Origin of the sequence: Gaetbulibacter sp. S0825 (genome assembly GCF_011777505.1) — a bacterium.
In the GTDB taxonomy this organism is placed as follows: domain Bacteria; phylum Bacteroidota; class Bacteroidia; order Flavobacteriales; family Flavobacteriaceae; genus Pontimicrobium.
The window spans coordinates 1,529,287-1,543,566 of record NZ_JAATJT010000001.1 but is presented as its reverse complement, the minus strand read 5'-3'; the positions used below and the strand labels follow the sequence as shown (position 1 = coordinate 1,543,566).

Here is a 14,280-nt window from a genome sequence, read left to right as displayed (position 1 = left end):
CTATGAAATTAAAACTACTCTTACCATTACTCTTTGCTTTCTCGTTTTTCACAAACGCACAACAACTTAAACTTTCCGATCAAGCAGAAATAAGTGTACTTACTATTGGTCCTGGTACTTTATTAATGGATGCATTTGGGCATAATGGATTTAGAGTTCGTGATAGAGAACGAATGTTAGACGTGGTGTTTAACTATGGGACTTTTGATTTTGACACACCTAATTTCTACTTGAAATTTGCTCAAGGAAAGCTTAATTATAAGCTTTCTCATAATAGCTATGATGATTTTTTTCAATCTTATATCGCACAGAACAGATCTATCGACGAACAAATTTTAGACTTAACAAGAACACAAAAACAACAGATTTTTGATTTTCTACTGAATAATGCAAAACCTGAAAACAAATACTATCTCTATGATTTCTTTTATGACAATTGTGCAACAAAGATGAAGGATGTTTTAAAGGTGTCTTTAAACGAAAAACTAACGTTTAAACAACCTGATGACTTTAATCCTAAAACGTTTAGAGCTCTTATTCACGAGCATGTAAATAGAAATTCTTGGGGAAGTTTAGGTATAGATATAGCCTTAGGCTCAGTAATAGATAAAAAGGCAACAGCAGAAGAACACATGTTCTTGCCAAAGTATATTCATGTTTTTTTTGAAAAAGCAGCCTTTACCAACTCTAATAAATTGCTTATAAAACAATCTCGTTCGCTTTATAAAAAGAGAGAGAAATCTATTTCAAATATATTTCTCTTGAGCCCACTAATGATATTTGGGTTATTAGGACTACTAATTTTATGGTTTACCTATCGGGATTATAAAAGCAATCGACGTAGCAAATGGCTAGATATTGGTTTGTTCTCGATTACTGGCTTAATAGGTGTGTGTTTATTATTACTATGGTTTGCTACAGACCATACAGCTACTGCCAACAATTACAATTTGCTGTGGGCTTTTCCAATTAACATATTTATTATAAAACAACTACTTCAACCCTTACCTAAAAAATGGTTTATAAAGTATTTAAAGTTTTTAATAATCATGTTATGCCTTTTAACGCTACATTGGATAATTGGTGTACAAGTATTTGCTATTGGGTTAATTCCGCTATTTCTAGCTTTGTTGATAAGATATGTGTATTTGGTGAAGTTCTACAGCCAAAACGACTAAACTATTGCCCTCTATAATATACCATAGTGCTTAAGGTTTTCACAATAATATTTATGTCTAAAAAGAAGCTTCGGTGTTTAATATAATATAAATCGTATTGTAATTTCACCAAACTATCTTCAATAGAAGCACCATAACGGCTATTTACTTGTGCCCAACCTGATAATCCAGGTTTAATAGTATGTCTTGTTTCATAAAACGGAATAACTTTAGACAATTCTTTTACAAAAAATGGTCGTTCTGGTCGTGGACCAATGATACTCATATCGCCCTTAAAAACATTAATAAATTGTGGGATTTCGTCAAGACGTGAACGTCTTAAAAAACGACCAAATATTGTAACTCTTGCATCATTTTTATCTGCCCATTTCATACCATCTTTTTCGGCATCCTGAACCATGGTTCTAAACTTGTAAATTTTAAATGGTTTACCATTTTTTCCAATACGTGTTTGTGCGTAAAACAATTTGCCTTTGTTGCCAAATAAATTACCCATCAACACAAAGGGCAATAGAATTATTCCGATAATAATACCTAAGATAGAGCAAATTAAATCCATCAAACGATGGTAAAACATGTATAATTTGTTTTGATTACTTCTACTAAACGGAAAGTATTTGTAGAAATCTTTACCTACAAATTGCACAGGCACACGCTTTGTTATTTCTTCAAAGACTTGCGTATATTCTCTAATAGTGAATCCTTTTTCAATAAGATGTGTTAATTCATTATATAGGTATGGTGTAATTGTTTCGGAATCATTTATAGCAATCACAATTTCAGATATACCTTCTTCTCTAATAGTTTTTTGTAGGTTACCTGCACTAAACTCTTTTAGACCTTTAAATTTTACATTTTCATTGCTTGACACATTACTATTTATATATCCAACAATCTTATAATTAGGATCTGAAGTACTAAAGGCATTTACAAGGTTTTCAATATTTGAAACCTCCCCTAATACAATTACTTTTTTATAAAATCTTGGGGATGCAATAAATGTAACATAGGCATATCTCCAAGCAAAAATGGCAGCTATTATAGATAAAAAGAAATATACAATTTCTAACCTGTGATTTGGTAAAACTGGCGTTACAATAGGTGTGAATAAGTAGAAAAGTACAGTAACAGACACTGTAATTACAATGTTTTTGAATGTTGTATCAAGTTTACTGGATTGCTTTAAATCGTATAACTCAAAAACAGTCCCAAAAGCAGTTAAATAAAACGCTAAAACGAGTGACCAAATCCATTGTTCTTTAGTAACTAAAAAATAATCAAACTGAAAATAGTAACCTACTAATTCAAGTGCCAATAACGCACTTAGTATATCAAAAACACGCAAAAGTATTTTGCGTTCAGAAATTTCAAAATGGATTCCTTTCTTGTTTGACATTGTATTATTTAATGTGTTAAAGATACTAAGTAAAACAACTTTGTGCTACTTACTATGTAATATATTGCACCACAGAAATTTAACTTTGTTCCAGTCATGACTTTCTACCAGCTTCCTAGCATTAATTACTAATTGATTAGTAATTCTTTCATTCTTACAAATAGAAGATATGGCGTTTACCATAGCGTTTATATCGTTTTTCTTTACAAGAATTCCTGTTTTATTGTTTTCAATTAAAAACGGCATACCTCCAACATTAGTTGATACGATAGGTAATCCTAAAGCCATAGCCTCCATAACACTCACAGGTGCGTTATCGATATTTGTTGTATTAATAAAAATATTATACTGTTCTGATTTTTTATGCCATTCATTTTTAGATAACATTCCTGTAAATTCAATACTATTTTCCAATTCAAGCTTTTTTGCTAAAGCTTTACAATTTTTAAAAGAGCTGTCTTTTTCTGGTCCAACCATACATAACATGGCTTCAGGATATTCCTTTTTAATTTCATTTAGCACTTTAACAGCCATTTCTGGGTTATAAATATTAGCAAACGCTCGTACATATAACAGCTTTGGATTGGAAAATCCCCTTTTAAAGAAGTTATACTTTTCTAATTCTAAAACATTTGGAATAAAAATAGACTCAAACCCTCTTGTATCAAACTCATATTTTAAATAATTTGAAACCGCTACATTTTTGTACGAATTAGAAAAAATCAATGTACTAAACTTTGCAGATTTATCTAATCTAGATGGCAAATCACCACCATGAAGAATAGGAATGTATTTTAGTTTTAAAAACCTACATAACTGACTTGTTGCTAGCGCATAGTAGAAGTTTTTAGTGCTATATGTGTCTATCAATACATAATTAATTCTACTGCTATACTTGATAATAGCCCAGAGCATAGATAATAATCTTAGAAACTGATTGCGTAATGAAGAGGCAGTCTTTATAGAATATCCTTCACTTTTTAGCAGGCTACTTAATTGTGCTAAAGTTGTCAAGTTAGTATTTTTTGACTTTAAGTTATTTCCAAGATAAAGTATCATAAATAAATTTTAAGCTACTTGCTTTTTTAAACTGGTTTTCTTTGGAAAAGTAACATCTAACAAACATAAACCATAAATAAACGATGGGAAAGCAATTCTCATAGCTGAATGATTTATTGTTAGTAACCACATAATGAAAAATGAGTAGAAGTAGATATTTCTGTTATTTTCAATTCTAAGCAAAAGTGGCACCAATAATAATATACTTAGCGCTATAATCCCAAGAGAACCGTGTTCTGCTAACAAACGACTTATTTCGTTATGCGAAGCAGCAACCTTTCCTGTTTTGTCAAAACGATATCCTTTATTTTTCCCAACACCAATACCAATAATTGGGCTCTCAACAAATGCTTCAACCTCTGTTAAAAACAAATCTTTTCTACCAGTTGAAACATCTTGCTTTTCAACTCCAACAGCATTTTGGTTAGCATACCTATTTTCAATTAGCCCAGACGTTCTATTAGATGCATAGAACCAAACTGATACTCCTAAAATAATAGACCAAAATATAACCATCAATACTTTACTTCGGAACTTTCTATGTCCTCTTAAATACGTTAAAGCTATTAGAAATATTATTGCAACAATAGCTGTGATTATTCCACCTCTAGAAAATGTTACTAAGCCTCTAAAACTAATATATCCAAAAAGTAATAGCTCTAAAATAGATTGAATGCCTCTAAACTTGTTAAACAACAATCTTGAAAATAAAATAAACATACCTACTCCTAAAATAGTAGCCACTTGATTTGGTCCAAACCCTCCCGATGTCGCAAAGTTTGATGCTGTACCTGTAACAGAATCCTTAATACTAGGTGTATATAAAAACAAATACACTACTAATGAAATTATTGGTAATAGTGCAAAAAACAGCACTTTACTTAATTGCTGCATTGTTATTTTCTTCTTGTAAAAATAAAATGCCACAAAACCCAAAGAGACTGGACCAGCTAAATTAAATGCTATCATTTTTCTAACCTCATCGGTATAGTCATAGGCCGTAAAAACAATAGTGAGTAATAATAAAGCGACATACATTAAATATACTTGCCCTTTGACTCTTACTTGATCAAAAATGAATCCAATAAAAACTAAAACAATCAACAAATATTTATGCAATTCGTAAAAAAATAAGCCACCAGTCATTCTAAAAAACACATCACTTGTCGCTACATAGGCACAAGCAATTAGTACAGCCAGTACTTTATTTTTTGATAGTAAAACAAGAAAAATAGATAAGAACACAACTAAAAGACTAACCAGTTTTGAGCTAAATGGTATATAATAAATGACTAAACCTAATGCTATATGCAAAAGGATAAAAATCAGTTCACTATTTTTTTTACTTAAACTCTGCATCTATAACCGTATTATAAATCGCCTTTAATTTAGTTAAATATGTTTCTTGGGAATAAAGTTTTTTTACCTTTTCTTGTAACTGTTGCCCATAAATCCTTGCTTTATCTTCATTCTTTAAAACATGTAATAAGCCCACTGCTAATAATTCAGGAACTTCTTTATCTACAATTACACCATTAACTCCGTTTTCTATCACTTGATTGCAATTTCCAACATTTGTAGTTACTACAGGTTTTCCAGCAAGACCATATTCTAATAAAGCTATAGGCAACCCTTCAGATTTTGAAGATAATACACAAATATCACTTTGATTTAAAATATTTGATATATCTTTTTTACTTCCATAAAGAAAAACTTTATCAGTCAATCCAAGCTCATTAATATTTTTGATAATTAATTTGGAATAGTCATCATCAAAATTCTTCCCAACACAATGCAATGTACATTCAGGACACTCATTAACTACTTCCTTAAATGCTTTTAACAATGTAATATGATCTTTTTGAGGTCTCAAATTTGCTAAATGCAAAAAGCGTTTTCCATCTACTCCTTTTAAAAAGGTTAACGGTTTATAATCATCTTTAACCGCAAAATTTGGCAAATAAGCAACATTAGCAGATTTTAAGTGTGTTATTGACCAATCTTTTAAAGTATTATTGACACAAATACTATATGAAAAGTATTTAGAGCAAAATTGAAGTGTTTTAGATTTTCGTTTTTCTAAAAACTCACTATTACCATAATGATCATGCCAAACAATTTTAACCTTTGGATGCAAAAATCTAACTAAAGTTGCTAAAAAAAATGATGTTGAATGTGCATGAATAATATCGATCTTTTTATTTTTCACAAACTTATTTAGCCTTTTTATAGCTGAAATATCAAAAGTTGATTTTTTGCTCAGAAACAGATAGGCAACATTTTTATCTAAACTACTTTTCAGCAAGCCTTCTTTTCTAGTGGCACATAAGCATGAATTAGAACCTTCATTTAAAGATAATGCATTGGCAATATTAACAGCTACTCGCTCAGCGCCTCCAGCGTCTAAAGAATCTATTAATTGCAGTACTCTCATGGGTTGCTTAAAAGTTTGGGGATTTCGGCTTCAAATTTATCTAAAGTATAAACTCTAGACCAAAGATACGCTTTCTCCACTTTATCTTGATATAGCTCTTTATCATTAAAATAGACTTTAAACTCATTTATTATGCTTTCTTGATTCGGTTTAATAATACTACCTCGTTCTCCAAAACCTAACATTTGAGGTACACAGGAAACCTCAGTACTAATAGGTAAACATTTCCAAAACATGGCTTCAGCTATGGCTTTTGGCCAACCTTCAGATTTTGACATAAATACTAAAAAGTGAGCTTTTCGATACGCATTTTTAAGAGTCGACTTGTCTTTGTTACCGTGTAAAGTAACATGTTTTGATAGATTGTTTTTAGAAATATATTCCTCAATTATGCTGCGTTGCTGTCCTTCACCATAAATATCTAAATGCACATTATAACCTAACTTAATTAACTCATTAACCCCTTTTACTGTCAGCAACGGTTGCTTTCCATGACTCAAAGTTCCAACAAATAAAATATTAATTCTTCCATCTAAGGTTTTTGTAGAAACATCCGCTTTTTCATTTTCATTATACGAAGCTGTAAAAAAGGGAACTATATTTTTCGAAGAATCTTTCCAATTACCATAAACTAAGACTTTCATGTTTTTAGTTAGAAATTCATTTTTTAAAAGCCATTTTTGAAATCTATACGATTTTGGTTGTTTGGAATTTGGATCCCAGTTACCTGCATACTTAGCTGTTTTTAGTTTTTTTGGAAAACATATTTGAACCAAACACCCTAATAAGCCAATATTTCCTGGACAACGCAAATGTATGTGGTCTGCTTTTTTACAGGCTTTAAAAATGGCAAATAAAATTGTTGGTAGCTTGAATAGAGATACAATTGATGTTTTAATAGAGGTGAACTTAATTTGAGGAATCGTATTTATATTAATATTATCATGTTGATAAGCTATATCAATAGGAGTTACCTCTTTATTTTTTGCTAAAGGCGCAACAATCTCAACACTATCAACATACTTTAACCATAAGTTCATTTCCTGCACATATGGCGCATAGGCATATAAACTCCCATTATGAGTTTTATGCAAAGCGTGAGAAATGATTACAAAATTCATCTTTCAATTTTAGGCTTATAAAAAATTAACGATAACCATCCAAAAAATCGACCAAAGCCTTCAGTTAAAGCTTCTATTTTATTTTTTGAAGTAAATACATTTATAAACCTTAGCTTCATAAGCAGTATAAATGTAAAATTCCATTTCAATCTATTTTTTAAGCTAGGATTAGGGTGTTTAACACGCCAAACATACCAACCATTTCTAGCCACCATTTTTCCGTATTTGAATTTATTTGGTCTTCCTGAAGCATCATGATAATGTCTTAATCGTGCAGAGGTGTTGACATATAATTCACCTAAATTTGAAAGCCTTAAAGTAAAATCAGCATCTTCATACAAGCCATATCCTTCAAAATAGGTTGAAAAAATCATTGTATCGAAAACTTCTTTTTTGAAAGACGATACGCCTCCCATAAATTGTTCCACTTTATAAATTTTACCAGAAGGTGGTAAAAAACTAACGCTTCTACCATGAGAAAATTTTGGCAAGACACATGGTTTTGTGTTAGGTTGTAAGCCAAAAAAAAGTCTTACTCTAAAACGTAAAGGTTCGCTACGTTCAAAACCATCGTAAAAGAATTTCTTTTTCGAAGTTAGTGTTTTTGACTTTGTCCAAACTACTTCGTTTGTTATATAACCTCCTACTCCCAACGCATTGGGAAATGATGTATAAGTGCTAAGTAATTGCTCAAAATAATCATTTTCTAAAACCGTATCATCATCTAAAAAACAGATGATTTCAGATTCATTAGACACTTTTTGTATTCCAAAGTTTCGCTGTTTTGTTAATCCTCTTTGGATGTCTTCTACTTTGAAATATTTAAGACTTTTGAAAGGGTTTACATCTAAAATTTTCTTTGTTTCATCATTGGTTGAACCATCGATAATTAAAACTTCACTTGGATATACCGTTTGCGTTTGGACAGAGTTTAACAACCTCAACAAAGGTTGCGGTCGCATATAAGTACATATCACTAAAGAAAAGTTCATTAACTAGTAGCGTTTTTAAGTTTATTAGCCCAATACACACTTCTTTTCCATCTTTTTCTCATATTTATAAAGTACGAGAAAATATTCTTGTTTTTTTGATTACTGAAAAACTTGATAAACAAAAGTGTTTTATAGCCTAATATTTGCTCTTTTGTTTGATTTTTTAAATTAAACAACGTAATGGTTGGCGAAGGTTTAGGTTGAATTTTATCATCCTGCCATGACTGAGTGATTTTTGTCCTAAAACCTCCTATTGGCGCTTTTAAATGCTCTAAGTTACATTTACTGATGTACCCAATATCTTCTCCTAAATTTCTAATTTGCATTCCATAATCTCCATCTTCACCAAAACCATGTTCAAAAGCAATATCAAAAGCTATTTGTTGAGCAATATTTTTAGAAACAATACTACATCCAGAACCAAACGTATTCCATTGCAACATAGGCCGCACAATATTTTCATCCCCTTTTCTTAAACAACTTAAAGTAGCAGCATTTAACTTATAATTGAACATCTCATTTAAGGCTGTTTCCAAAATGTCTTTTTTAAATCTTATATCATCATCAGCCATAAAAACCCAATCTGATTCTATTTGCTTTAATGCCATATTTCTAGCATTACAAGCTCCAGTTTTATTAATAAACGTATGTTTTATGTGGAAAGGCCATGATTGATTTTGCAAATAGTCCAAATCTGATTTACTTCCCATGTCTGGGTTTTGCTCAATGATTATGACATTTTTTGGCAACAACGTTTGATTTCCTAAATCTTTTAAAACATCGTATAAATAGTCTTTTCTACCTATTGTTGGTATTATCACATCGATACTACTTTTGCTGGTACTAACATTTTTATTTGCAACTATTTTTAAATCTTCAAAATTGGGTTTGTCAAATTTTCTTGAAGTAAAAATAGACCTTAAAAATGGTAGTACTACTGCTCGTTTTTCGTAGACCAAGCAATTAAATAAGGTCAAGAAAGCCCATCTTCCTTTGTAGTGTTCTTTAATAAACTTAAAAAGCACAAATCTTGATAGTTTAAAAACTTTTGAAGCTATACTGTTGTTAGTTAAGAGCTTTGGGGCAGAATAACAAAACAAACCATTTGCAATCCCTCTTTTGGCTATTGAATTTAAAACATAATTAAATGTTTCATTTTTATAATCTCTTTGATTGTAACAAGACAAAACATCAGAATTTACTCCACCAATACAACTGCTCATTAACCATGTTGGGTAAGTAACTTTTTTATTAACGTTTATAAAAGGAGATGATTCTACATAACCAATTCGTTTGTCTATATAATAAAATTCTCTTGTATTAAAGGAAGCCATTATTAACTTATGATGAAATATAGCATTGAATTCAGTTAGGTTCATAAATTCTTTTAAATCATCATCACACCAAACTATGAGCGTGTCTCTAAACCGCTCTACAAGGTCAAAAAAAACGTTAACTAAATTCTTATTTACAGTTTGTATCTCCTCTTTTGAACTGTGATTAAGAATATTAATAACCTTATCATCTTTATGTAATATTACAATCATTAATTAATTACCGATTTATAAAATTCAATATTTTGATTTGTTATTTTTTGAGCAGAAAAATTTTCAATAACTCTCAATCTACCTGCTTTACCATATGCCTCACATAGCTTTGGGCTCTCTAATAACTCAATAATTTTTAAAGCAAACTCTTCATGATTTCTTGGGTCTACTGTAAATCCAGTTAAATTATTTACCATTAATTCGTTTGCCCAACCTATATTAGAAGAAACCAATGGTTTTTCCAATGCTAAAGTTTCTAGCCAAGTCATTGGAAAGGCTTCAGCAAAACTTGGTAAAACCACTACATTAGCTTCGTGGATATAGTTTTTAATTTCATTATAAGGCACTTCTTGTAAATGCGTTACTGAGGCTCTAGCCTCAGGTGATAATAAATCATAGAACAATTGAATGGTTGTTGTTTTTGTAAATACATCAATAGCGTCTTTACCTACTAACAACAAATTGGCATTGCTGTTTTTTTCTATAACCAAATTAAATGCCTTAGCAAGTTCTAAAACGCCTTTTTTTCTAATAATAGTTCCAAAATACAGTATTTGTCCATTATTAATTTTTGAATTATTGGGTGAAAATTGGTCAACATCAATACTATTATGAATGGTTTGAATGCTATTTTTTAATCCGAAAATTTTCTTTGTCATCGTTCCTGTAAATGTACTCACAGAAACAATTTTATCTGCATTTTTCAATGCTGTTTTTTCGAATACAAAATTTTTAAACTTTTGTTTTCTCTTATCCAATTTACAGAAATACCCATCACTTCCATTTAATCTTATAACTAATGGTACGGAAAACTTCATAAATGCTGAAATCCCTGTCCAATCTGGTGCTTCAAGAACATCTATTGATTCCTTATTAATTTCTTTTTGAATAATGTGCTGAATACGTTTGCGCTCTTTATACCACCCAAAAAACCTATGCTTTTTAAGTTTAATACTTTTAATTTTTACAGAATGGTCTTCAAATGTTTCATCTTGATTTTGAAATACAACAAAAACGGTTACTTTAACTCCTGAAGCAGCTAACCTAACAGCTAAGTTTTTTATACTTGTACCTAAACCTCCTGATGGAGATAAACTTGGGTGTGGATATTCAGGTGTTAAAAAACCTACGTGCATTATTGTAAAAGTTTTAAATAATTATTTACCATTTTATCTAAGGTATATTTGCTTCTAGTTTCTTCATAGGTGTTAGACTCTTTCAATGCTAACTTATTGTTACAAACACCAATAAGAATCTCTTTAAGCTCTTCAATATTTTTAGGCTCAAATAAAAATCCATTAATACCATTTTCAATAATTTCTACATTTCCACCCACAGTGGTTGTAATAACAGGCACATTACTAAATAAACTTTCTAAAATAGATAAACTAAAAGCTTCCATATATGTAGGTTGAATCATAAAATCATATTTATCATACAATTCATATAAATTATCCACACTACCCTTAAAACTGAAAACATCTTCTAATTTTAAAGCAGTTACTAAATCTATCAATTCAGACTTATAAATGCCTTCGCCATAGATATCAATAGTAATATTCTTTTGTGTTTTTTCTTCTACTTTACTCATTGCAAGTATCAAGTCCTGAATTCCTTTTTCATAAACCAAGTGCGATACCACAATAAATTTAAATTTTGATGACTCTTTTGATTTAGATTTGCTAGAGTTATGATAAAGTTTTGCATCTATGCCATTGTAAATTACCTCTGTTTTTCTTTTTAAACTAGAACCGTAATCACTAACATTTTCTGTTTTAATATACTGGCTTACAGCAATAACTTTGTCAATGTACTCTTTGTAGATAACATACTTGAGTTTTCGTTTTATTTTCTTTTTTAATGAAAAGCCATCAACTGGTCTAGACATATGATCAACAGCAAATATTTTACAATCCATTTGGTTTTTTACCATTTTGTAAAATGGTGTAAACAATTCTATAAAATGAGTAAATACGTACTTATAATTAGGCTTAGCTGTGTTAATATGATTCAAAAAAAGAGTCTCAATATTTGAGTCACTATCGCTGTAAAAATTGATACCACTATACAGCTCAATTGCTTTTGATTTAGGAAAAAACCAATCTACTATATACCCTTTATCTATGCATACTTTATTAAAGGCTATAAAAAACCTATCCATACTACCAATTCTGTTATTTTTTAATTGATAGTTACAAACAACAGCTATATGGTTTCCTTTATGCATTCGTTTATTTTAGTAGCAATTCGTTTTCCTGTATCCTGTAATGGATAGCTAATTTGTAATTTACGCAATTCTTTTTGCGCTTCTAATCTTGCTTCTGGATTTTTTAATGACAAATTAATTTCATTAATTAACTCCTCTGCTGTTTTCACAACTGCTACCGCATTGCTCTCAACAACACGTGCATAATGTTGGTATTTTAAATATTTTTGATCATTATACAAACCGTTTTTTTCGTTTCCAAATACTGGGTTTATAACAGGTTTATCAAAAAACATAGCATCTAAACTCATTGTAGAACACATATTAATAGCAACATCAGTAAAAGCTAATAAGCCTTTTAAATCGACTATGTCTTCTGTTGTAGGAATACGTTGCGACCATGTTTCCTGATGGTTTTCTCTAGATAATATCCATTTTGGATAATTCCATTTAATAAAAGAATACTCATCTTTTAAACTCAAAAAACGAGTGGCATCTTCAGCAGGTGAAGTTCTAACTAGCAAATTAACAGGCTCAATAATTTCATTTTTAGATATAGCTTCTGCGATAGTTTGTATATATAACGCATCATTTTTACTTGTAGAAACATCTCCGCAACTATAACAAATTGTTTTTTTGGCTGCATCCAAATCAAATTTGCTCATAAAATCATTTATCTCAATCTTATACTTATCTAAAACATAGGGTTCAAATTGAGGTGTACCAACCACTTTAACTTGTTCAGGCTTAATTTTTACATAAAAACTTAACAGCTCTTCTTTCATTAAATGACTCCACACAAAATAGTAATCAAAATCACCACTCATTCTCCCTTTTGAAGGGATGTTATCCCAACTAAATATGAAAGTTGCCGTTTTTATTTTGACTACGTTAGAAGCATAAATTAAAGGCGCAATGTATGGTGGACGTTGATGTGTAAAATATATAAAATCTGGTTTATGCTTTTTTAACAATGAAATGTAACGAAGCGTTGTTGCATTATTTTTAAAGCTTTTTTGTTGAGATTTATAGTACCTGTTTATCCACTTTTCAGAGTTAAAAAAGTTAGTCCATGCAAAAATCAGTTTTATTAAAAAGGCTCTTTTACTTTTTGAAGTAGGATAGTTTTTTTTCAAATTAGTAAGAATACCAAAATTGCCTTTTTTATGGTTTTGAAGATGTGCTACTTCTTTTAATTTCCTATACATCCAAGTTTTGGAAGATTCGCGGTAATCTTCAAGGTTTTCCATAACACATTTATCTGTATTAATATTATCAAAATACGATTTAGGCAAGCCTGAAAAAATAATTATTTCTTCAAATTGATTTTGGGCTTCTTTTAAAAAGTCACTCAAAATATAATTTCTAAAGCCTACTCCATCTGTTATAACTAACCCTAGTTTACTCATTTATTAAATCAACTAATTTTTTTGCAATAAAATACTCGGTTTTTTCAATAGACTCAAAAGTATAGCCACCTATATGTGGTGTAATAATTACATTTTCATTTTTAGATGCGTAGTTAACCAACGCATTATTAGCTATATCTGGTTCACCAAATAGCACATCGGTAGCGTAACCAGCAATTTTATTTGCAGTTAATTTTTCCAATAGGTCCTTTTCATTAACTAAGCCTCCTCTTGAAGTATTTATTAAATAAATTGGCTTGCTAGCATTATCAAGCAGCTTTTTATTTATCAAAAAATGTGTGCTACTATCATATGGCAAATGGATTGATAATATATCTACTTTTGAGCAAAGTTCCTCAGCAGAATCACAGCAAATAAAATTAGTATTTGTTTGTTTTGGCTCAATATCATAGTAATAAACTTCCATTCCAAAAGCATCTGCATATTTTGCAACAATCTCTCCTAATCTACCTAATCCTAGTATACCTATCTTTTTCTTATATAATTCTGTGCCTTGAAATAAATTTCTATTCCATAATCCAGATTCAACATGATTAAAAGAAAATTTTGTTCTTCTAATTAATGCTAACATAAGACCAAAAGTGTGTTCAGCAGTTGCTCTAACTTCTTTTAAAAATTCTGATTCATTTTTTAGGCTGACGATAGTAATTCCAAAGTCATTGCAAGCCTCAATATCAATATGGTCCAAGCCAGTTACTGCGCAAAGAATGTACTTACAATTAACATCTTTTAGAACATCTCTTGTTAGTTTGTGGTTTAATCTAAACCAAAATACATCACAGTTGTTTAAGGCTGTATGAATATCATCTTGAGAATCTAAAAAAACATACTCGACATCAAACCTCTTTGTTAATATAGCAGAAGCCTTTTTTGTTATTTCATCTATACCTGAGACATGTATTTTTAATTTATTCACC

At 30.3% G+C, this 14,280-nt stretch carries 12 protein-coding genes; 1 reads left to right on the top strand and 11 read right to left on the bottom strand.

Going from position 1 to position 14,280, the window contains the following annotated elements; translation table 11 throughout:
- Positions 1-2: 2 nt before the first annotated feature.
- Complete coding sequence (locus HB672_RS07060; protein ID WP_167609882.1) at positions 3-1,178, top strand: DUF4105 domain-containing protein; 1,176 nt, start codon at positions 3-5, stop codon at positions 1,176-1,178.
- Position 1,179: 1 nt separating this feature from the next.
- Here HB672_RS07060 and HB672_RS07055 read toward each other — a convergent pair whose 3' ends face one another.
- From HB672_RS07055 to HB672_RS07005, 11 genes are read right to left on the bottom strand one after another with little or no spacing between them, the layout of a single operon-like run.
- A complete protein-coding gene (locus HB672_RS07055) occupies positions 1,180-2,574 on the bottom strand; it encodes an exopolysaccharide biosynthesis polyprenyl glycosylphosphotransferase (RefSeq protein ID WP_167609879.1) in 1,395 nt (464 codons plus the stop codon).
- A gap of 45 nt (positions 2,575-2,619) precedes the next feature.
- Entirely contained in the window at positions 2,620-3,633 is a 1,014-nt protein-coding gene (locus HB672_RS07050) for a glycosyltransferase (protein ID WP_167609875.1), read from the bottom strand.
- A gap of 9 nt (positions 3,634-3,642) precedes the next feature.
- The gene (locus HB672_RS07045; RefSeq protein ID WP_167609872.1) at positions 3,643-4,992 is read right to left on the bottom strand and encodes an O-antigen ligase family protein; all 1,350 of its coding nucleotides are present in this window, start codon (positions 4,990-4,992) and stop codon (positions 3,643-3,645) included.
- Positions 4,976-6,067: a glycosyltransferase gene (locus HB672_RS07040; protein WP_167609869.1), complete on the bottom strand. Its 1,092-nt coding sequence runs from the start codon at positions 6,065-6,067 to the stop codon at positions 4,976-4,978. The genes HB672_RS07045 and HB672_RS07040 overlap by 17 nt, the downstream gene beginning before the upstream one ends.
- The gene (locus HB672_RS07035) at positions 6,064-7,188 is read right to left on the bottom strand and encodes a glycosyltransferase family 4 protein (protein ID WP_167609867.1); all 1,125 of its coding nucleotides are present in this window, start codon (positions 7,186-7,188) and stop codon (positions 6,064-6,066) included. The genes HB672_RS07040 and HB672_RS07035 overlap by 4 nt, the downstream gene beginning before the upstream one ends.
- Positions 7,185-8,180, bottom strand: a complete 996-nt coding sequence (locus tag HB672_RS07030; protein WP_167609864.1) for a glycosyltransferase — start codon at positions 8,178-8,180, stop codon at positions 7,185-7,187. Before HB672_RS07030 ends, HB672_RS07035 begins: the two co-directional genes overlap by 4 nt.
- A complete protein-coding gene (locus HB672_RS07025) occupies positions 8,180-9,727 on the bottom strand; it encodes a glycosyltransferase family A protein (protein ID WP_167609861.1) in 1,548 nt (515 codons plus the stop codon). Before HB672_RS07025 ends, HB672_RS07030 begins: the two co-directional genes overlap by 1 nt.
- Complete coding sequence (locus HB672_RS07020; RefSeq protein ID WP_167609858.1) at positions 9,727-10,863, bottom strand: glycosyltransferase family 4 protein; 1,137 nt, start codon at positions 10,861-10,863, stop codon at positions 9,727-9,729. Before HB672_RS07020 ends, HB672_RS07025 begins: the two co-directional genes overlap by 1 nt.
- Positions 10,863-11,954 (bottom strand): glycosyltransferase family 4 protein, encoded by a 1,092-nt coding sequence (locus tag HB672_RS07015; protein WP_167609855.1) that lies wholly within the window; start codon positions 11,952-11,954, stop codon positions 10,863-10,865. Before HB672_RS07015 ends, HB672_RS07020 begins: the two co-directional genes overlap by 1 nt.
- A complete protein-coding gene (locus HB672_RS07010) occupies positions 11,933-13,342 on the bottom strand; it encodes a hypothetical protein (RefSeq protein ID WP_167609852.1) in 1,410 nt (469 codons plus the stop codon). The genes HB672_RS07015 and HB672_RS07010 overlap by 22 nt, the downstream gene beginning before the upstream one ends.
- Positions 13,335-14,279: an NAD(P)-dependent oxidoreductase gene (locus HB672_RS07005; protein ID WP_167609849.1), complete on the bottom strand. Its 945-nt coding sequence runs from the start codon at positions 14,277-14,279 to the stop codon at positions 13,335-13,337. The genes HB672_RS07010 and HB672_RS07005 overlap by 8 nt, the downstream gene beginning before the upstream one ends.
- Position 14,280: the final 1 nt, after the last annotated feature.

Excerpts from the sequence above, each read along its gene's own strand:
- HB672_RS07050 (WP_167609875.1), bottom strand. The coding sequence starts at position 3,633 with ATGATACTTTATCTTGGAAATAACTTAAAGTCAAAAAATACTAACTTG.
- HB672_RS07040 (WP_167609869.1), bottom strand. The coding sequence starts at position 6,067 with ATGAGAGTACTGCAATTAATAGATTCTTTAGACGCTGGAGGCGCTGAG.
- HB672_RS07060 (WP_167609882.1), top strand. The coding sequence starts at position 3 with ATGAAATTAAAACTACTCTTACCATTACTCTTTGCTTTCTCGTTTTTC.
- HB672_RS07015 (WP_167609855.1), bottom strand. The coding sequence starts at position 11,954 with ATGCATAAAGGAAACCATATAGCTGTTGTTTGTAACTATCAATTAAAA.
- HB672_RS07025 (WP_167609861.1), bottom strand. The coding sequence starts at position 9,727 with ATGATTGTAATATTACATAAAGATGATAAGGTTATTAATATTCTTAAT.
- HB672_RS07035 (WP_167609867.1), bottom strand. The coding sequence starts at position 7,188 with ATGAATTTTGTAATCATTTCTCACGCTTTGCATAAAACTCATAATGGG.
- HB672_RS07020 (WP_167609858.1), bottom strand. The coding sequence starts at position 10,863 with ATGCACGTAGGTTTTTTAACACCTGAATATCCACACCCAAGTTTATCT.
- HB672_RS07055 (WP_167609879.1), bottom strand. The coding sequence starts at position 2,574 with ATGTCAAACAAGAAAGGAATCCATTTTGAAATTTCTGAACGCAAAATA.
- HB672_RS07045 (WP_167609872.1), bottom strand. The coding sequence starts at position 4,992 with ATGCAGAGTTTAAGTAAAAAAAATAGTGAACTGATTTTTATCCTTTTG.
- HB672_RS07030 (WP_167609864.1), bottom strand. The coding sequence starts at position 8,180 with ATGAACTTTTCTTTAGTGATATGTACTTATATGCGACCGCAACCTTTG.
- HB672_RS07010 (WP_167609852.1), bottom strand. The coding sequence starts at position 13,342 with ATGAGTAAACTAGGGTTAGTTATAACAGATGGAGTAGGCTTTAGAAAT.